The following is a 20,233-nucleotide window of genomic DNA, read 5'->3' as shown; positions in this document are numbered from 1 at the left end:
CGCTTCGCTCCGACTGCGAGCCGACCCTCCCCACAAGGGGGAGGGTAAAAAGGTGCTACATCCTCGTCCGTTCCGCCTTGGGATCGTACATCGGCTTCAGCGATGCTTCCGCCGCAAAACGCTCGCCGGCGATCTCGATCTCGTAGGACGAGGCCAGCACATCCGCCTCGCTCTCGCCCTGGCAGGGCACATAGCCCAGTCCGATCGCGCCGCCGAGATGGTGGCCGTAATTCCCCGATGTGATCGGGCCGACGATCTTGCCGTCGCGCAGGATCGCCTCGTTGTGGAAGAGCAGGGGTTCAGGGTCTTTCAAACGGAACTGCGCCAGCCGGCGCGACAGGCCGGCTTCTTTTCTCTTCAGCACCGCATCGCGGCCGATGAACTCGCCCTTGGCGGTTTTGACCGCAAAGCCGAGGCCGGCCTCCAGCACATTGTCCTCGTCGGTGATGTCATGGCCGAAATGCCGAAACGCCTTTTCGATGCGACAGGAATCCAGCGTATGCAGTCCGCAAAGTTTCAGGCCGACATCCGCCCCCGCTTCATCGATCGCCTCGAAGACATGGGCCGCCTGGTCGGTCGAAACATAAAGTTCCCAGCCGAGTTCGCCGACATAGGTGACGCGGTGGGCACGGGCGAGGCCCATGCCGATCTCGATCTCCTGGAAGGTGCCGAACGGATTCTTGTCGTTGGAAAAATCATTAGGGCTGACCTTCTGCATCAGTTTTCGCGCATCCGGACCCATCAGGCAGAGCACCGCCTCAGCTGCTGTGACATCCGTGATGACGACGAATTCGTCGCCGACATGCCGGCGCAGCCAGGCGAGATCGCGCTGCAGCGTCGCGCCCGGCACGACGAGGAAGTAGGCGGTCTCAGATAGCCGCGACACCGTCAGGTCGCTTTCGATACCGCCGCGCTGGTTGAGCATCTGGGTGTAGACGATCTTGCCCGGCGCCACGTCCATATCGTTGGCGCACAGCCTTTGCAGGAGGGCACAGGCGTCGCGGCCTTCGACACGGATCTTGCCGAACGAGGTCATGTCGAACAGGCCGACCTTGTTGCGGACCGCCAGGTGCTCCTCGCGCTGGTTGTCGAACCAGTTCTGCCGCTTCCAGGAATAGCGGTATTCGCGCTCCTGTCCCTCGCGGGCGAACCAGTTTGCGCGCTCCCAGCCGGCGACTTCGCCGAACACGGCGCCGCGCGCCTTCAGATGCTCGTGCAAAGGCGAGCGCCTGACATTCCTGGACGTTGCCATCTGCCGGTAGGGGAAGTGATCCGCATAGAGCAGGCCGAGTGTTTCGGAGACACGCTCCTTGAGATACCTACGGTTCTTCTGGAATGGCTGGGCGCGGCGGATGTCGACTTCCCAGAGGTCGAAGGGCGCTTCGCCGTCATTGATCCACTGCGCCAGCGCCATGCCGGCGCCGCCGGACGAGACGATGCCGATGGAATTGTAGCCGGTCGCCATCCAGTAGCCACGGAGTTCCGGGGCCTCGCCGAGATAGTAGCGGTCGTCGGGGGTAAAGCTTTCGGGGCCGTTGAAGAAGGTGTGAATGCCGGCGGTTGCCAGCATCGGCATGCGGTTGACGCCCATTTCGAGGATCGGCTCGAAATGCTCCATGTCCTCCGGCAACTGGTCGAAGCAGAAATCCTCGCTTATGCCGTCCATCCCCCAGGGCTTGGCCACCGGCTCGAAGGCGCCGAGCATCATCTTGCCGGCGTCTTCCTTGTAGTAGGCGCATTCATCGGGAACGCGCAGCACCGGTAGACGACCGAGCCCGGGGATCGGCTCGGTGACGAGATAAAAATGTTCGCAGGCATGCAGCGGGATGGTGACGCCGTTCTGGGCCCCGAGCTCGCGCGCCCACATGCCGGCGCAGTTGACGACGATGTCGGCCTCGATCGTTCCCTGATCCTCGCCTTGCGCCCACGACACACCGGTGACGCGACCGGCCTTGGTGTGGACCTTGGTGACCTTCACATTCTCGACGATGGCGGCGCCACGCTGGCGGGCGCCCTTGGCCAGCGCCATGGCGATGTTGGCGGGATCGCACTGGCCGTCGAGCGGCAGATGCACGGCGCCGACCACATCGGACACGTTGAGATGCGGGTACATCTCCTTGACTTCACCAGGCGAAATCTCGCGCACATCGACATCGAAGGCGCGGGCGAGCGAGGCCTGCCGGTAAATCTCGTGCTTGCGCTCCTCAGTCAGCGCCACGGTGATCGAGCCGACCTGGCGCATGCCGGTGCCGACTTCGGTTTCGGCCTCCAGCTTGACGTAGAGGTCGGCCGAATATTTCGCCAGCCGCGTCATGTTCTGCGAGCCGCGCAGCTGGCCGATCAGGCCGGCGGCGTGCCAGGTCGTGCCCGAGGTCAGCTGCTTGCGTTCCAGCAGCACGATGTCGGTCCAGCCGAGCTTGGCCAGGTGGTAGGCGACCGAACAGCCGGAGACACCGCCGCCGATAATAACCGCGCGGGCCTTGGTGGGAATGCTTCTGGTCATGCGGCCTCGCGGCGATAGCCGGATGCGAAGCGGCGCAGGCGTTTTGCGGCTTCCTGAAGCACCGGTTCCGGTTGGCAGAGGCTGATGCGGATGTGGCCGGCAGCGGCCTTGCCGAAGCTGGAACCCGGCATGACGCCGACACTCTCCTGGTCGAGAAAGGCCCAGGCGAATTTCTCGTCGTCGGGCTCGACGGCGGAGATGTCGAGCATGACATACATGCCGCCCTCCGAGCCGTGCACGCTGACATTGTTCATGCCGCGCACGGCGTCGAGCAGGACGGTGCGGCGCGCCGCATAGCGTTCGGCGATCTCTTTCACGCCATAGCGGTTCTCCAGCGCCTCGGCGCAGGCGATCGAGATGAAGGCCGGCAGGCCGTAGGTCGTCACCAGATTGAGATTGGTCAACAGCGTGATCATCTGCGCCGGGCCAGTCAGCCAGCCCATGCGCCAGCCGGTCATGCCATGGCTCTTGGACATCGAATTGATGACCAGCGTGCGCTCCGCCATGCCGGGCAGGCCGCGCGGCGAGATGTGCTCGCCGCCACCTAGCGTCCAGTAGACCTCGTCCGACAGCAGCCAAAGATCGTGCTCGCGGCAGATCTCGGCCAGCTCTTCCAGACGCTCACGCGAATAGACGGCGCCGGTCGGGTTGTTCGGCGTGTTGATCAAAATGGCGCGCGTGTTGGGCTTGAGCGCAGCGCGGATCATCTCGGCGTGCGGCTGGAAACCGTCTTCGGCCGGCGTCTCGACGACGGTGAAGCTGGCGCCGGCGGCGCTGAACGTGTTGGGATAAGTCGCGTAGTAGGGCGCCACCACGATGGCGTGGTCGCCCTGGTCGAGAACGGCCTGCACGGCAGCGTAAAGGGCGGCCTGGCCGCCCGGCGTGGCGATGACTTGGTCAGGCGCCGTCTCGACCCCGGTGCAAGCGGTCGAGGCCGCCGCCATCGCCCTGCGCAGGCGCGGAACGCCGGGAAGCGGGGTGTAGTGATGGTTGCTGCCGCGAACCGCCGTCACGCAGGCTTCGATCGTCTGGCTCGGCGTATCGAAATCATGGTCGCCGACCGACAGCATGATGATGTCCTGGCCGGCCTCCTTGCGGGCCCAGGCCTCGGTGTGGACCTCCCAGCCATCTTTGCCCGAAGGCACGATGCCGGAAATGCGCGATGACGGTCTGGGCATCAGGATACTCCCGAGATTTCGCGGCCGGCCTGTTCGAGCTGGTCGCGCAAGGCAGCGATGTGGGCCGGGCCGACTTCGCAGCATCCGCCGACGATGGTGGCGCCGGCGGCGACCCAGCCGAGCGCCTGGTCGGCATAGGCATCCGGATCAAGGTCGTGGCGGGCGTGCAGCACTTCGACCGTTCCGCCATGCTTGAGCGCTTCGACAGAGGTGAAGCCGTTGGCATAGGCGCCGACCGGGCCGCCGAGAGCAATCAATTCGGGCAGTGCCGCGGCGATCGCTTCTGGCCGGCAGCAATTCACCAGGCGCGCTGCAACCGTCAGGCCGTCGAGGGCGTCCGCCGCTGCCGCTATTGTTTCGCCGCTGCGCAGCCGCGGCGCGCCGTGATCGGCGAGCGTCCAAGACACCCAGACAGGTTTGCCGCTTTCCGACGCAGCGGTAACGGCCGCACGGCCTTCCTCGGCTGAGGCCATGGTCTCGCACAGGAACAGGTCGACGCCATCGGCCTGCTCGGCGACGATGCGGCGATAGATGTCCAGCGTCTCCTCGAACGATATGGTCAGCGCCGGCGCATAGCTGCCGAACAGCGGTGACAGGCAGCCGGCGATCGCTGCATCGCCTGCCTCGTCGCGTGCCTGTCTTGCCAATTCGATGCCGCGCTTCTGCAAGGGCTTGAAGAGGTCTTCTGCTCCTTCCCGCGCGAGCCGCTCCGGCGTTGCCGAATAGGTGTTGATAGTGATGACGCGAGCGCCGGCCCGGATGAATTCGGCATGCAGGTCACGCACCAGATCCGGCTCGTCGATCAGCACCCTGGCCGACCAGAGCGGCGTCGGCTCGGAGCTGCTGCGGCGGACCAGTTCCTGGCCCATGCCGCCATCGGTGAGAATGACTTTCTTCATGCTCTCAGTCTTTCGTTTTTCGGATCCCACAGCGGCTCGTCTTTCTGCACGACCGCCCTGAAACGATCGCCAAAAATTTCAATCTCGATCGCGGTATCGGGTTCAGCCAGGTCGGCGCGCAGCATGCCGAGCGCGATCGATTTGTCGATGCGATGCCCCCATCCGCCGGACGTCGTCTCGCCAACGATCTTGCCGTCATGCCAGAGCGTCGACACGGACGGCGCGTCGCAATCGCCGGGGTTTTCGACCACCAGCGTGACGAAGCGCTTCTTTACGCCTTGCTGCTTTTCGTTCTGCAGGGCTGCCTTGCCGCGGAAGTCGGGCTTGTCCCATTTTACGAAGCGCTCGAGCCCGCCCTGCAGGACCGTATAGTCGGTCGACAGGTCGCCCTTCCAGGTCCGGTAGCCCTTTTCGAGGCGCAGCGAATCCAGCGCATACATGCCGAACGGTTTCAGACCGTGTTTTTGTCCCGCCGCCCAGATGGCGTCGAAGATGGCGGCGGTGTCTCCCACCTTGGTGTGGATTTCCCAGCCGAGTTCGCCGGCGAAGGATACCCGCACCAGCTTCGCCCAGCGGCCGGCGATGGTGGTTTCCTGATGCGTCAGCCAGGGCAGCGAGAGATCCGCGCCACAGACTTCGGCCAGGATCTTGCGCGAATTGGGACCGGCGAGAATTTGCGTCGAATAGTCTTCGGTCCTGTCGGTGAGGGTGAAAGCTGCGTCTTTCGGCAGGCGCGACTTCAGCCATTCGAAATCGTGCCACTGCGCTACCGCCGCGGTGATCAGCGTCATCTGCTCTTCGGCATGGCGCACCACCGACATCTCGGTGACGATGCGGCCCTTGTCGTCGGCGAAATAGGCGAGGCCGATGCGGCCCGGCTTGGGCACCAGGCCGGTGACCTGCAGCGCCAGCCATTCGGCTGCGCCAGGACCTTCGAGGTTGAAGCGCGAGAAGCCGGGCAGGTCGAGAATGCAGGCGGCGTCGCGCACCGCCAAGCATTCTTCGCGCACGCGGTGCTGCCACGGCCCGTCGCGGCGGAAGGTGAGTGTTGCTTCTTCCGACGTGTCGTCACCGGGTTGCGCATACCAGGTGGCACGCTCCCAGCCATTATAGGCGTCGAACTGGGCGCCGAGCGCCTTGATGCGATCGTGGATCGGCGACAGCTTGCGGTCGCGCCCGGCCGGCCAGGCATGGCGCGGGAACTGGATGGCGTATTCGTTGCCGTAGATCTCCATGCCCTTGGCGACGCTATAGTCGGGGGCGGCCGCAAAGCTGGTGAAACGGCGCGGATCGCAAGACCACATGTCCCATTCGGTCTGGCCCTGCGTAACCCATTCGGCCAGCACCTTGCCGGCGCCGCCGCCCTGGGCGATGCCGAAGGTGAAGACACAGGCCTCGAACGCGTTGGGAACGCCGGGCATCGGACCGATCAGCGGATTGCCGTCCGGCGCGTAAGGGATCGGCCCGTTGATCACCTTGGACAGGCCGGCAGTGCCCAGGATCGGCACGCGGGCGACGGCATCGGCAAGGTAGTGCTCGAGACGGTCGAGATCGTCGGGGAATAGCTGGAAGGAAAAATCCTCCGGCATCGGGTCGTTGTGGGTCGCCCAATGCGCGCGGCAATTGCGCTCATAGGGGCCGAGATTCATGCCGTTCTTTTCCTGGCGCAGATAGTAGGAGGTGTCGACGTCGCGCAGCAGCGGCAGTTTCTTGCCCTGCTCCTTCGACCAGGCCACCAGTTCGGGGATTTCCTCGAACAAGATGTACTGATGGCTCATCACCATCATCGGGACGTCGCGGCCGAACATTTTGCCGACTTCCGCGGCTCGGTAGCCGGCGGCGTTGACGACGATCTCGCAGCGGATTTCGCCTTGCGGGGTGACAACCACCCATCCGTCGTTCTCACGGCGCACGCCCGTGGTCGGGCAGAAGCGGATGATCTTTGCCCCCATGTCGCGCGCACCCTTGGCAAGTGCCTGCGTCAGCTGCGCGGGGTCGATGTCGCCGTCGTTTGGATCATAGAGCGCGCCTTTCAATTCATGCGTCTCGATGAAGGGATAGCGGCGCTTGATCTCATCAGGGCCGACAATGTCGATGTCCATGCCCTGGTAGCGGCCCATGCCCTTGGCGCGCTGGAACTCCTGCATGCGCTCCTTGGTGTGGGCGAGCCGCAGCGAGCCGGTAATGTGGTAGTTCATGGGATAGTCGACGGCATCAGCCAAGCCGCGATAGAGCTCGGTCGAATAGCGCTGCATGTTCATCAGCGACCAGGACGACGAGAAGGTCGGCACATTGCCGGCGGCATGCCAGGTCGAGCCCGATGTCAGCTCGTTCTTTTCCAAAAGCACGCAATCGGTCCAGCCCGCCTTGCAAAGGTGGTAGAGCGAGGAGGTGCCGACGACACCGCCTCCGATGATCACCACGCGTGCCGTGGTCGGCAAACCGGCCATATTAGAAACCCCTCGTTCAGTAGACAGGCGGCGAAACCACCCAGATGACCACGGCCGGCTCGCTGCCGGGATTGCGCCAGCGGTATGGCTTGCGCTCGAAGCGGAAGGAATCGCCTTCGACAAGACGGTGCCAGACGCCGGCGATCTCGATCTCGAAAATGCCAGAGGCGATGTAGCCGGCTTCCTCGGTCGGCCGCAGCTGCTCGCTCTTCATCTCGGCGCCCGGCGCGAAGATCGAACGCACCATCTCGAAACTACCGCCGAGATCGGGCGACAGAAGCTCCTCCACCAGGCCAGATTCGCTTGTGCCAAGCGTGCGCCGGCTGCCGGCGCGCACGACAACGCCGCGCTCCTTTTCGATCGGCACGTCGTGGCTGAAGAACAGGCTGAGCGGCACGCCGAACAGGTCTGCGAAGGCCCTGAGGTCGCCAAGTGAAGGGATAGACAGGCCGCGCTCGACCTGGCTGACCCAGCCGACAGAGCGGCCAAGCTTCAGCGCGATCTCAGCCAGCGTCAGCCCGCGCGCCTTGCGCAGCGCACGGATGTCGCTCGCCAGCAGGCGCTCGTCAGGTCCCTGCAATGTTTTGGAAATAGCTGGGGCCAAAACGCTCACTTGATGAAAATCTGGAAATGAATTTCATGAGAGCTCATGTCCGTGAAAAAATCAAGCGGATTTTCATGGGCACACAAGATTTGCTTGCGCCATTTTGGCGGTTCATGCAAAGGCTCTGGCACGAGCGGCGGGTGTGGGAATGCGGGTCGGCGACCAAGGATTGAAATCTGCGCAAGGTCTTCTCCGATAGCCGGTTCGGCTTTCGAAGTGTGCGCAAAGGGACGGCCCATGCTGGAAAAAAACGGCCTGGCAGCGCATAACGCGGCTGTTGTCGACGAGGCGATCATCTCGCGCCGTTCAGTGCGCGCCTTCCTGCCCGACATGGTCGATGACGAGACGATCCGAGCCATTCTTGGCGTCGCCGCGCGCGCGCCTTCGGGCACCAATATGCAGCCCTGGCGGGTCTATGTCGTCAAGGGCGAGGTCAAGCAGCAGATCACCGATGCCATCCTGAATTCCGGTATCCGCGCCGAAAAGGCCGATTGGGACGAGTATCGCTATTACCCCACCCAGTTCTTCGAGCCGTATCTCACCCGCCGCCGCGCCAACGGTTTCGGGCTCTACGGGGCACTCGGCATCGGTCGCCGCGAGGTCGACAAGATGCGCGCCCAGCACGACCGCAACTTCGTCTTCTTCGACGCGCCGGTCGGCATGATCTTCACCATAGACCGGCGGCTGAACCAAGGCTCGTGGATCGACTACGGAATGTTCCTGCAGAACATCATGGTGGCGGCGCGAGGCAGGGGCCTGCACACCTGCCCGCAGGCCGCCTTCGCGCCCTATCACCGGCAGATCCGGCCGGTGCTCAACATTCCCGACGAGGAGATCGTCGTCTGCGGCATGGCGCTAGGCCTCGAGGACACCTCCAAGCCCGAAAACGACTTCCGCACCGACCGCGTGCCGCTGGAAGAGTGGGTGACGTTCAGCGAATAGGGCTCGGCTAACGGCGCCTTATTCCACGTTCATCTGCGCGCCATGGCCGCTGACATGGGCGCCGTCCTGCGGTGTCAGTCTGAGATAGGCGATCAGCGCGCAGAGCGTGATGACGCCCTCGACCACGAACAGGATGCGGAAGTCGTTGGTCACCGCCGGCCCGCCGCCAGCCAGGAACGACAACAGCGCCGCCGCCAGGCCGACGCTGATCGCTACCCCCAACTGCCACAGTATGTAGTAGAGTGCGCTGAAGCGGGCGAGCTGGTCGGGCGCGATGTCGGAATAGGCGAGATTGCCGGTCGAAGCCCACTGCGCCGAGCGCAGAACGCCGAAGGCAAAGATATAGACGAGCACGATCCAGACCGGCGTTGTCGCCTCAATCAAGGCGAAGCCCGCTACCATGGCAGCAACGATCGGCGTGTTGACGACCAGCACGCGGCGAAAGCCGAAACGGTTGAGCAGGCGCGGCATGAAGACACGCATGATCAGCGAGCCGATTGCGGCGACGAAAGTCAGCGATCCCGCCTGCACGGCGCTCATGCCGAAGCCGAGCTGGAACATCAGCGGCAAAAGGAAAACGACCGAGCTCAGGCCGATCGTGTCCAGCCCACCACCGGTGAGGAATGAGATGCGAAAGGTGCGGATGCGCAGGAGTTTCAGGTCAAGCAAGGGGTTGCGGGCGCGCAGGCAGTAGAAGGAGGCAAGCGTCAGGATGACGATCGCCAGCGTCAGCTCGGCCGCGACCATGCTGCCGGCGGCGTCTTTGGCCGCAAGCGAATCCATGCCGAAGACCAGCAGGACCATGCCGCTGCCGACCAGCAGGAAGCCCGGGAAATCGAACGGCGTGCGCACCGGTTTGGTAACGGCCGGAAACAGCGACGCGGCAAGAACGGCCGCGGCCAGCGCGAACGGCACGTTGATGAAGAAGATCCAGCGCCAGGAAATGTAGGTCGTCAGCGCGCCGCCGACCAGCGGGCCGACCAGCGGTCCGGACTGGCCGGCCAGCGAAATATACATGTTGATCTTCAGCGTGCGGCTGCGCGGGAAGGTCGACAGGATGACGACCTGGCCGAGCGTCCCCATCAAGGCGCCGCCGAAGCCTTGCAGCGCGCGGGCGCCGACCAGCGTCCAGATGTCGTTGGACAATCCGCACAGCGCCGATGACGCGGCGAACACCAGCAAGGCGAAGCAGTAAACGTTGCGCGGGCCGAAGCGGTCGGCGGCCCAGCCGCCGAGCGGCATCGAGATGATCAGGCTGGCGACATAGACGGTGATCAACAGGCCGAGCTGGCTCGGCGGCCGGCCGAGGCTGTCGCTGATGCCGGGCAGGGCGGTGACCACGACATTCTGGTCGAGGCTGGTCATGAACACACCGCAGGCGACCGTCAGCGGCAGCAGGAGCAAGGCTCTGGCCGACACATCGGCGCGATCCGTGGCGCCGGCGGATAGTTCTGCGGTCATGGGGATGTTCGAACCAAACGACGATGCCGACTCTGAGACGGGAGCTTTTTGATCCCCTGGGCCGGTTGGGCCACGTTCCCCACCATGGGCTTCCATTGGAGCATTCTCTAGCGGCAGAACCGGCTGGCCTTGAGGCCAGAACGGCTGTCGGCCCTACTGAACCTCGTAGCCGACCTCCTCGCTGGCATGGCAGAGCGCCTTCCAGAACGAGCGGGCGAAGGAGCGGAAGACATAGATGTCGAACTGGTCGGTGCCGGTGCGCTGGATCTGCGCAAAGACGTCGTGATGGGTGGTCGAACGGCCGGAGCCGATCGGGAAGGCGGGCAGCGCAAAGTCGATGGCGAAGAATTTCGCCAGCACCCATTCGGCCTTAGGGCCGGCGATGCGGATAGCGGTGCGGCCATGCGACAGGTCGGTGATCGTGCCGATTGCCGGGGTTACGTCCCCGGCAAAACGCGTCGCCAGGCCCTCGGCATCGTCGACGGCGGTGAATTTTCCAGGCGCGAAACCGAACGCGGCCTTGCCGTCCTTGGCAACGCCGCCGCCGGCGCCATCGGGCAAATCTAGGCCGGTGACCTTGCGGATCGCTTCGATCAGCTGCTTTTCCGCGCCCGGCCATGCGGCCAGCTGCAGAATCGAGCCTGGCCTGATTTCGGTCAGAATGACATCGACGCCATGCTCGAAGTTGCCGTGCGAACCCGGATGGAACACCGGCTCGAGCGGCGAGAGCCGCTCGGGTGGCTGGCGTTCACGTGATTGGCGCTCAGCCATGCATGCGGCTCCCGTCCGGGTCGTAGAAATGGTTGGAGACGATTTCGACCGGCCCGAACCGCTTGCGCAGCGGATCGGAGACGAATGCCCGGGTGCCATGGCGCGCCTTGCCGCCCTCGACCAAAGCCAGCGCGATGTGCTTGCCCAGCGCCGGCGAGTAGCAGCAGGCGGTGATATGGCCGATGGAGTCGTGCGGATTGGCTTCGTCCAGTTCCTCGACGAGGTGGGCTCCGCCATTGAACGGCCGATTGTCGAGCGAGACCAGACCGACCAGCTGCAGCCGCTCGGGCGCGATCAGGCCTTCGCGGTCCATCATCGCCGAGCCGATGAACGGCTTCTTCTTCGACAGCATCCAGTCGAGATGCAGGTCGCGCGCCGTGGTGCGGCCGTCGATCTCCGCGCCGGTGACATGGCCCTTTTCGATGCGCATCGTGCCCAACGCCTCCAGCCCGTAGGTGACCAGGCCGAACGGCTTGCCGGCTTCGATAAGGGCTTCCCAGACATGGGTGCCGTAGCCGGCGCCGCAATAGACCTCGAAGGCCATTTCTCCGGAGAAGGACAGCCGGCAAATCATCACCGGCACGCCTGATATCTCGCCGCGCACGATGCCCATGAAGGGCAGGGCTGTGTTGTCGACCCCAGTGCCGGTGACACAGGCGGCGAGGATGGCCCGCGCCTTCGGCCCGCCGATGGCCGCGCCCGCCCATTCGTCGGTTGCCGAGGTGACATGCACTTTGAGTTCCGGCCAGATGACGTCGAGGAAATATTCCAGATGCTGCATCACCTTGCCGGCGTTGGCCGTGGTGGTCGTCATCAGGAAATCCTGTTCGCCAAGCCGCCATGTGGTGCCGTCGTCGAAGGCCAGCCCATCCTCGCGCAGCATCAGGCCGTAGCGGGCCTTGCCGACGGGGAGGGTAGAAAACATGTTGGTGTAGACGCGGTCGAGGAATTCACCGGCATCCGGTCCCTGCACGGCGATCTTGCCCAGCGTCGAGACGTCGACAATGCCGGCACTTTCGCGCGTCGCCCTGGCTTCACGGACATAGGCCTGCTCGACCGTCTCGCCGGCAAGGCCGTAGATCATTGGTCGATACCAGAGGCCAGCGGAATACATCGTCGCGCCATTGGCGAGGTGCCAGTCATGCATCGGCGTCAGCCGCTCGGGTTTCAGATCGCCGAAGCGCTCGGCCGCGAGCGAGCCGATGGAGACCGCCGAATAGGGCGGGCGGAAGCGGGTCGTGCCGACTTCGGGGATCGGTTTGCCCAGCGCCTCGGCCATGATGGCGAGACCCGGCACGTTGGAATTCTTGCCCTGGTCCGTCGCCATGCCGAGCGTGGTGTAGCGCTTCAGGTGCTCGACCGAGACGAAGCCTTCGCGATGCGCCAGCCGCACGTCCTCGGCGGTGACATCATGCTGGAAGTCGACGAAGCTTTTGCCTTTCGCCTTGATCTCGAACACCGGGGCCGGATCTGGGTTTCCCGGGGCTGCTTCGACATCCGGCAAGGCTGCCGGCCCAGCCGCTCCGCCCGCTGCGGACAGGCCGGCTGCGCGGCCCTCAGTGATCGCTTCGATGGTCGAGAAGCTGCCGTTGAAAGCACCCGCACCAATCCATTGCTGATTTGGCCAGCGCTGTTGCGTTTGCTTTGGCGGCAGGAAGGCCTGGCGGGCAGGATTCCACTCGGCTCTCGCGCCAGCCTGGCTGGCGAGGTGGATGGTCGGCGACCAGCTGCCCGACATCAGCAGGCTATCGGCGTGGATGCTGCGGGCGTCACCGCTGAGCGTGCCCGAGGTCATGTCGAAGCGCTGCACCTTGAGGCCGGAGAGCGCCTTGCCGCCCTCGGTGGCGACTACGGCATGGCCGGAGAGGATTTCGGCTTCGGCCTCGGTGGCGAGACTGCGCATCTCGGCCGACAGTTCGGGGCGCACGTCGATGATGGCGACAATAGCCGCGCCGGCCTTCCTCAGCGCCAGCGCCGAGCGATAGGCGCTGTCATTGTTGGTGAACAGCGCGATCCTGTCGCCGGGCAGCACGCCATAATCACTAACATAGCGCTCGGCGGCATGCGCCAGCATGACGCCCGGCCGGTCGTTGCCGGGGAACACAAGCGGCCGCTCGAATGAGCCGGTGGCCAGCACCACCGTTTTGGCGCGGATCGCCCAGTAGCGATGGCGAGGCTCGCCCTTGCCGGGCGTCTCCTTATGGTCGGTGACGCGCTCGAGTGCAGCCAGCGTGTTGCCGTCGTAATAGCCCCACACTGTGGTGCGCGGCAGCAGGCGGACCGTGTCATGGCCTTCGAGCTGGCTGACGGCGCGCGCCGCCCAGTCGGCGGCCGGCGCGCCGTCGATGGCCTCGCCGGACCAGTTGGCCGAGCCGCCGAAACGCGGCTCGAGTTCGGCCAGGATGACGCGCGCGCCCTGGTCGGCAGCGGCCTTGGCGGCTGACAGGCCGGCCGGGCCGGAGCCGACCACCAGCACGTCGCAAAACGCGTTCATGCGCTCGTAGCGCGAGGTGTCGGCGGCAATACCGGCGCGGCCCAGGCCGGCGGCGCGGCGGATGAAATGCTCGCAGAACATCCAGAAGCGGGTGCCTTTCAAGGGGCCGAAGACAGGGCCCATGAAGGTCTTGTAGTAGAAGCCGGCGGCCAGGATCTTGCCGCCGAACTGGTTGACGGCGTTGATGTCCCAGGCGAGCGAGGGAAAGCGGTTCTGGCTGACGGCCACCAGCCCGTCATAGATCTCGACCATGGTTGCGGCGATGTTGGGCTCGCGCACTTCGCCGCGCAGCACCGTGACCAGCGCGTTCGGCTCCTCGACGCCGGCCGAGAGCAGGCCGCGCGGGCGGTGGTATTTGAATGAGCGGCCGAAAAGCGTCACGCCGTTGGCAAGCAGTGCCGAGGCCAGCGTGTCGCCGGCATGGCCGGTGTAGGGCGTGCCGTCGAAGGTGAAGCGGATGGTGCGCATGCGGTCGACGCGGCCGCCGGTCTCGGTGCGGCGCGGGCTCACGACTTCCCTCCGGCCTTGTGCCAGGCACCGGCATTGTGGTCGCCGCGGGCGAAACCGGTGCTGGAAATCTCATGTGTGACCGTGTTGCGCACCATCCTCAGATGGGTGCGGCAGCCGCCGGAATGCTGCCAGACCTCATTGTGGTCGCCGGCCGGGTTCAGCCGGTCGTAGACATAGGCGTTCCAGGCGTCGAGGTCCTGCGAGGCGGGCTGCGGGCGCTCGCGGTTGCCGTCGCCTTGATAGGTGAACTCGATGACGTCGCGCGGGCCGCAATAGGGACAAGTGATAAGCATTTGTTTGAACCCTAATGCAGCCGGGGCGTCGCGCCCTGGCCCTTGTCGTCGATCACCAGGCCGCGATAAAAACGGTCGAGCGTGAACGGCGCGTTGAACGCGTGCGGCTCGTCCTTGGCGATGGTGTATGCAAAGCACCAGCCCGAGGCCGGCGTCGCCTTGAAGCCGCCATAGCACCAGCCGCAATTGAGATACATGCCCGGCAGCGGGCCGGTGGTGATGATCGGCGAACCGTCCATCGACATGTCGCAGACGCCGCCCCAGGAGCGCAGCATGCGTACACGCGCAAGGCCGGGAAACAGCGCCAGCATCTCGCTCATCACCTCATCGACGATGGGCAGGTTGCCGCGCTGAGCGTAGCTGTTGTAGCCGTCGATGTCACCGCCGTAGACGAGCCCGCCCTTGTCGGACTGCGACATGTAGAAATGACCCATGCCGAAGGTCAGTACCGTGTCGACGAAAGGTTTCAGCGATTCGGTGACGAAGGCCTGCAGCACATGGCTCTCGATCGGCATCCTGTCGATGCCGGCAAGCTGCATCACCCGTCCGGTGCTGCCGGCAACGGCCACGGCGACTTTCTTGCCGCGGATCTCTCCGCGCGTCGTCTGCACGCCGGTGATGCGGTCGCCGTCGCGCAGGAAGCCGGTGACCTCGCAATTCTCGACGATGTCGACGCCGCGTCGGTCGGCGCCGCGGGCATAGCCCCAGGCAACCGCATCGTGACGGGCGGTGCCGGCGCGCGGCTGCATCAGGCCGCCGACGATGGGAAAGCGCGCGGAGGCCGACATGTCCAGCGCCGGGACCAGGCGCGCGATCTCGGCGGTGCTCATCAGCTCGGCATCGACGCCTAGATGGCGCATGGCGTTGCCGCGCCTTGCCAGGTCGTCGAACTGGCCCGGCGTGTGAGCCAGATTCAGGCAGCCGCGCTGCGAGAACATGACGTTGTAGTTGAGGTCGTGCGAAAGGTTCTCCCACATCTTCATCGAATGTTCGTAGAAGCGGGTGTTGGACGGCAAAAGGTAGTTGGAGCGCACCGCCGTGGTGTTACGGCCGACATTGCCGGAACCCAGCCAGCCCTTTTCCAGCACCGCGACATTGGTGATGCCGTGCTCCTTGGCCAGATAGTACGCCGTCGACAGGCCGTGGCCGCCGCCACCGATGATGATGACGTCATAGGAAGCCTTGGGGTCGGGCTTGCGCCAAGCCGGCTTCCAGTCCTTGTTTCCCTTGAGCGCGTTCGTGAGAAGCGAAAGGGCTGAATATTCCGCCATTCTTCATGTCATCCCTAGAGCATGATGCCGAAAAGTGTGAAGCGGTTTTCGGACGACATCATGCTCTATATCTTTGATTTTTAGAGCCGGATGATTTCAGGTCCAACAGACCTGAAGCCATCCGGCTCGGGTGCGATGCGGCAGACTATAGAGCAGGCGGCGGGCGCAAAGCCAAGATTGCGCCATGGCTTTTCGACTGGCCGACTCCCGCAAGGCGCCCAACTGCGATGACTTCGCCACGACTTGCCCCACGGGATGAGCGTCTCTATCAAGGACCGCTTTAGAAGCGGCCTTGCCGCCCTTTGAGTCGCCACCATTATGCTTTTTCGCTTCTTTCGCCTGATCCTGGTCCTCGCGCTCGTTGCCTTGGCGCCGCATTCGTTCGGCGCGATGGCGCAGGGGCTGGGCCAGGCGCCTGCCGGGCTGGTCGCCGACCAGCAGAAAATCCTGCAGGGTTTGACGACGAAAACCGACGCTCTGGAGAAGAAAGTCCAGGAGGACGGCGTCGACGACACCACCCTCGTCGAGATCCGCCTGCAGCTGGAAGAGCTGTCGCGCGCTGCGCTGAACAGCGCGCTGGCGTTCCGGTCCCGGCTGGGGGAGATCAATTCGAGGCTTGAGCAGCTTGGTGCGCCCCCGGCTGCCGGACAGCCGCCTGAACCGGATATCGTGACCGGCGAGCGCCAGGCGCTGGCGTCGGAAAAGGCGGAGATCAACGCCGTCATCGCCGGCGCGCAGAACCTGTCGATCCGCATCAATGCGCTGATCGAGAAGATCGGCAATATGCGCAGCGAGCTGTTTCGCAGCGGCCTAACCAAGCGCTATGTGCTGTCCGATGCACTGAGCCCGCAGGTGTTTTCGGACGCAAGGGACGAATACGCCAACTTCTACAGGGCGGTGTCATCGTGGCTGAGCTTTGCCTTCAAGTTCAAGTTCCAGGCGATGCTCGCGGCGACCCTCATGGCGCTTGCGTTGGCCGTGGTGCTTCTGGTCGGCGGGCGCCGCCTGTTTGGGCGCATCTTCGAGCCCGACGCGTCGGTTGAAGATCCGACATATCTCAGTCGCCTGTCGGTGGCGTTCTGGTCGACTTTGCTGCCGACGCTGGCGGTCAGCGCCTTCCTCGCCTCGACGGTGTTCCTGTACAATTATTACAATGTGCTGCGCGGCGACATAGGCGTGTTCCTCAACGCGCTGGCAGCCGTCATCGCCATAGTGTTCTGTGTCAACCGCCTGACCAATGCGGCGCTGTCGCCTAGCATGCCGAACTGGCGCCTGATCCAGGTCGAGACCGGCCCGGCGCGTTGGCTGGTGCGGCTGACGACGGCCATGGCAGTCGTCATCGGCATCAACAATTTCCTGTCGATCGTCAACGACAAGATGGGCTCGCCCCTGTCGCTGACGGTGGCCAGGAGTTTTGTCGCCACGGTCATCGTGGGCGTCATCCTGATCCTTATGGCGCTGCTGAAGCCTTACAAGGACGCCGACGGGCGCTGGCGCCCCTGGCCGGCCTGGCTGCGCTACACCTGTGTCGCGCTCGGCCTGTTCACGATTGCCGCGGCGCTGTTCGGCTATATCGGTCTTGCCATCTTCGTCTCGTTGCAGGTCGTGGTCACCGGCACCATCCTGCTCACCGCCTATATCGGCTTCCTGTCGGCGCGCGAGATCGGCGAGGAGGGTGGTTTCGCCGGCACGTCCATCGGGCGCTGGCTGAAGACCAATTCCAGCTATGAGGACACCGCGCTCGACCAGCTCGGCCTCGTCGTCAGCGTTGCCATCAACCTGATGATCGTGCTGGTGTTCCTGCCGCTGATCCTGTTGATGTGGGGCTTCCAGCCCGGCGATATCCAGGCCTGGGGCTATAAATTGGCGACAGGCGTCACCGTCGGTTCGGTGACGATTTCGGTCACCGGCATCCTCACCGGCATCGTCGTCTTCATCATCGGCTATTTCCTGACCCGCTGGTTCCAGGGCTGGCTCGACGGCTCGGTAATGGCGCGCGGCAAGGTCGATACCGGCGTGCGCAACTCGATCCGGCTGGCGGTCGGCTATGCCGGCGTCGCGCTCGCCGGCCTCGTCGGCATCTCGGCGGCGGGCATCGATCTCTCCAACCTGGCGCTTGTTGCCGGCGCACTTTCGCTGGGTATCGGCTTTGGCCTGCAGAATGTCGTGTCCAACTTCGTGTCCGGCCTGATCCTTCTCGCCGAGCGGCCGTTCAAGGTCGGCGACTGGATCGTCGCCGGCGACACATCAGGCACGGTCAAGAAGATCAGCGTGCGCGCCACCGAAATCGAGACCTTCCAGCGGCAATCGGTGATCCTGCCCAATTCGAACCTCATCAACAACGCCGTCGGCAACTGGACGCACCGCAACAAGCTCGGACGTGTGGAGATCAAGGTCGGGGTCGCCTATGGCAGCGACGTCAAGCGGGTACACGCGGTCCTGCTTGAGATTGCGCGCGGCCATGCGCTGGTGCTGAAGAACCCGGAACCCTTCGTGCTGTTCACCAATTTCGGGCCGGCAGCACTCGAGTTCGAGATCCGCGTGTTCCTGGCCGATGTGCTGAACGGCGCCATCGTTCAGAACGATATCCGCTTTGCCGTTCTCGATGCTTTTGACGCCGAGCACATAGAAATCCCCTCGACGCCGCGCGCCGAGGTCAAGGTCAAGAAGACCGACGCATGGCCGATCGACGACGACAAGATCGAGGTCGAGTTCGCCGAGAAGGAGCAGGCGGAGGCCAGAGCCGCCGCCGAGGCGAAGCGGCTGGCCAAAACTGGTCGCAAGGCCCGCAAACCCGATCCCAGCTAAGGCCCCAAGCTCCTCCCAAACCAATTGCGGCATGAATGCGGCATTCAGTTGCGGTTCAGCTTGCATCTCATATAAGCTCACATGCAAAGGCGAGAATGCCTTGCGAAATGCAACAGAGGCGGTGTGGAAACACCGATATTGCAAAATGTGGAAGTCGCTCGTCGTCGCCATCGCTCTTACCGCAGCGAGTGGCTCGGCCTTTGCCGCCAGCGCGGTCAACAAGGATGCTGAGACCCGTACGCTGATCGTGACGGAAGGCGGCGGCAAGACGGAGTTGGCGCTGGCCGCTGGCGAAACCGTGGAATTCTGCCCGAACGGCTGTTTTGTCACCTTGCCCAATGGTGACCTCGAGGCCCTGACCGGCTCGGAAACGGTCGAAATCTCGGGTGGCGTTGCCCGCATCAAGTAAGTCGGCAGGCAAATGTAGTAGAGGCCGGGCAATGCCCGGCCTTTTCTCGTCTACGGCAACGGTTGCTTAACGATGACGAGGGAAATACCCCGGCGCATATCCGTTGCAACCAGACGTTTTAACGTTCGTTGCGCCGTTGCTCGCTATGCCGGATACCAAGACGCCGAAACGTGGCGCGACGGGTTTTTGAGCTGGGCAGGAAAGATATGGATGCGCGGTCGGACAAGAACGCAATCCCGCTTGCGGTCGACCTCGACGGCACGCTGATTGCGACCGATCTTCTTTGGGAAGGCTTGTTCATCCTGCTCAAGAAGAATCCGCTCTATGTTTTCCTGGTTCCGTACTGGCTGGCCGCCGGCCCGGCGCGGCTGAAACAAGCCATCGCCGACCGCATCGACATCGATCCGGCCTCGCTGCCCTATCGCGAAGCGCTGCTGCAGCGGCTGCGCGCCGACCATCGCGACGGACGCAAGATCGTGCTGGCGACCGGTACGCCACGCAAGTTCGCCGAGGCGATCGCCGCGCATCTGGGCGTCTTCGACTATGTGCTTGCGACCGACGGTCCCCACAACATGACCTCGGGCCGCAAGCGCGACGCGCTCATCGCCGCCTATGGCGACGGCGGTTTCGACTATGCCGGCAACAGCCGGCACGACCTCAAGGTTTTCGGAGCCGCACGCAACGCCATCGTCGTGGCGCCCGACCGCCATGCGAGGCGCTGGCAGGCCGCGCATAGCGTCGAAAGGATGCCGGCGCCGAAAAGGACATTGAAGACATTCGTCAAGATGCTGCGGGTGCATCAGTGGCTGAAGAATTCGCTGATCGCGGTGCCGATGGTGCTGTCGCATGAATACTTCAACATCAACATGATCTGGCAATGCCTGCTGGCGTTCGTCTCCTTCAGCGCCGTGGCTTCCGCCATCTACATCCTCAACGATTTCTTCGACCTTGCGCTCGACCGCAAGCATCCGACCAAACGCAACCGGCCTTTCGCCAGCGGCGCTTTGTCGATCCCGTTCGGTCTCGGCGCGATGGCGGTGCTGCTGGCGATTGGCATTGCCGCCGGGCTTCTGTTGCCGATCGAGTTCCTGGGCGTGCTCGCCGGCTATCTGGTGGTGACCACAGCCTATTCGCTGTCGTTCAAGCGCATGCTCCTGGCCGACGTACTGACGCTGGCCGGGCTCTACACGGTGCGCGTGCTGGCAGGTGCTGCGGCGACCGGGGTCGAAGTCTCGTTCTGGCTGCTCGCCTTCTCGATTTTCTTCTTCCTGTCGCTGGCGCTGGTGAAGCGCTATGTCGAACTGCGCACCACAGCCATTCCGGTGGGCGAGCGCATTGCCGGTCGCGGCTACCGCATCGAAGATCAGGAGATCGTCGCCCAGGCGGGCATGGCGTCGGCCTTCTCCTCGGCGCTGGTGCTGGCGCTCTACATGGACAGCGTCTCCGTGCGCGAACTCTATCCGCATCCCTGGCTGGTCTGGCCGCTGGCGCCGATCGTGCTGTATTTGACCATGCGGGTCTGGATCCTGGCGCGCCGCAACGAGATGAATGACGATCCGGTCATCTTCATCATTCGCGACTGGCGAAGCCAGATCGTCGTGGTGATCGGCGCCGCCCTTCTGGTCGCGGGAGGCTGGTAG

At 64.2% G+C, this 20,233-nt stretch carries 14 protein-coding genes; 4 read left to right on the top strand and 10 right to left on the bottom strand.

Going from position 1 to position 20,233, the window contains the following annotated elements; translation table 11 throughout:
* Nucleotides 1-55: 55 nt before the first annotated feature.
* Genes ACYG9V_RS23325 through ACYG9V_RS23305 form a run of 5 tightly spaced genes read right to left on the bottom strand, consistent with a single transcriptional unit; the run spans nt 56 to nt 7,589 of the window.
* Nucleotides 56-2,503: a GcvT family protein gene (locus tag ACYG9V_RS23325; RefSeq protein WP_352765418.1), complete on the bottom strand. Its 2,448-nt coding sequence runs from the start codon at nt 2,501-2,503 to the stop codon at nt 56-58.
* The gene (locus ACYG9V_RS23320; protein WP_352765416.1) at nt 2,500-3,681 is read right to left on the bottom strand and encodes a pyridoxal phosphate-dependent aminotransferase; all 1,182 of its coding nucleotides are present in this window, start codon (nt 3,679-3,681) and stop codon (nt 2,500-2,502) included. The genes ACYG9V_RS23325 and ACYG9V_RS23320 overlap by 4 nt, the downstream gene beginning before the upstream one ends.
* A complete protein-coding gene (locus ACYG9V_RS23315; RefSeq protein ID WP_352765415.1) occupies nt 3,681-4,580 on the bottom strand; it encodes a homocysteine S-methyltransferase family protein in 900 nt (299 codons plus the stop codon). Before ACYG9V_RS23315 ends, ACYG9V_RS23320 begins: the two co-directional genes overlap by 1 nt.
* Nucleotides 4,577-7,030 (bottom strand): GcvT family protein, encoded by a 2,454-nt coding sequence (locus tag ACYG9V_RS23310; protein ID WP_352765413.1) that lies wholly within the window; start codon nt 7,028-7,030, stop codon nt 4,577-4,579. The genes ACYG9V_RS23315 and ACYG9V_RS23310 overlap by 4 nt, the downstream gene beginning before the upstream one ends.
* Nucleotides 7,031-7,046: 16 nt before the next feature.
* The gene (locus tag ACYG9V_RS23305) at nt 7,047-7,589 is read right to left on the bottom strand and encodes a helix-turn-helix domain-containing protein (RefSeq protein ID WP_023815506.1); all 543 of its coding nucleotides are present in this window, start codon (nt 7,587-7,589) and stop codon (nt 7,047-7,049) included.
* Nucleotides 7,590-7,871: 282 nt separating this feature from the next.
* On the opposite strand from ACYG9V_RS23305, the gene ACYG9V_RS23300 reads away from it, so the two are divergent.
* Nucleotides 7,872-8,576, top strand: coding sequence for a nitroreductase (locus ACYG9V_RS23300; protein WP_023700347.1), 705 nt, complete (start codon nt 7,872-7,874; stop codon nt 8,574-8,576).
* An 18-nt stretch (nt 8,577-8,594) separates the two neighbouring features.
* Here the strand turns inward: ACYG9V_RS23300 and ACYG9V_RS23295 are convergent, their stop codons facing one another.
* From ACYG9V_RS23295 to ACYG9V_RS23275, 5 genes are all read right to left on the bottom strand, one after another.
* Nucleotides 8,595-10,037: an MFS transporter gene (locus tag ACYG9V_RS23295; protein ID WP_352765409.1), complete on the bottom strand. Its 1,443-nt coding sequence runs from the start codon at nt 10,035-10,037 to the stop codon at nt 8,595-8,597.
* A 153-nt stretch (nt 10,038-10,190) separates the two neighbouring features.
* The gene (locus ACYG9V_RS23290; RefSeq protein ID WP_352765407.1) at nt 10,191-10,808 is read right to left on the bottom strand and encodes a sarcosine oxidase subunit gamma; all 618 of its coding nucleotides are present in this window, start codon (nt 10,806-10,808) and stop codon (nt 10,191-10,193) included.
* Complete coding sequence (locus tag ACYG9V_RS23285; RefSeq protein ID WP_352765406.1) at nt 10,801-13,812, bottom strand: sarcosine oxidase subunit alpha; 3,012 nt, start codon at nt 13,810-13,812, stop codon at nt 10,801-10,803. Before ACYG9V_RS23285 ends, ACYG9V_RS23290 begins: the two co-directional genes overlap by 8 nt.
* Entirely contained in the window at nt 13,809-14,105 is a 297-nt protein-coding gene (locus ACYG9V_RS23280) for a sarcosine oxidase subunit delta (RefSeq protein WP_352765405.1), read from the bottom strand. The genes ACYG9V_RS23285 and ACYG9V_RS23280 overlap by 4 nt, the downstream gene beginning before the upstream one ends.
* 11 nt (nt 14,106-14,116) lie before the next feature.
* Entirely contained in the window at nt 14,117-15,376 is a 1,260-nt protein-coding gene (locus ACYG9V_RS23275; RefSeq protein ID WP_023670368.1) for a sarcosine oxidase subunit beta family protein, read from the bottom strand.
* A 318-nt stretch (nt 15,377-15,694) separates the two neighbouring features.
* On the opposite strand from ACYG9V_RS23275, the gene ACYG9V_RS23270 reads away from it, so the two are divergent.
* From ACYG9V_RS23270 to ACYG9V_RS23260, 3 genes are all read left to right on the top strand, one after another.
* Complete coding sequence (locus ACYG9V_RS23270; RefSeq protein ID WP_023741598.1) at nt 15,695-18,184, top strand: mechanosensitive ion channel family protein; 2,490 nt, start codon at nt 15,695-15,697, stop codon at nt 18,182-18,184.
* Between the two features lie 145 nt (nt 18,185-18,329).
* On the top strand, nt 18,330-18,593 hold the full coding sequence (locus ACYG9V_RS23265; protein ID WP_023670370.1) for a hypothetical protein: 264 nt from the start codon (nt 18,330-18,332) through the stop codon (nt 18,591-18,593).
* 206 nt (nt 18,594-18,799) lie between these two features.
* Nucleotides 18,800-20,233 (top strand): UbiA family prenyltransferase, encoded by a 1,434-nt coding sequence (locus ACYG9V_RS23260; protein ID WP_352765402.1) that lies wholly within the window; start codon nt 18,800-18,802, stop codon nt 20,231-20,233.

Source organism: Mesorhizobium sp. W016 (assembly GCF_054719485.1).
The sequence above is the reverse complement of the archived record's forward strand: the minus strand, read 5'-3'. Positions and strand labels throughout refer to the sequence as shown.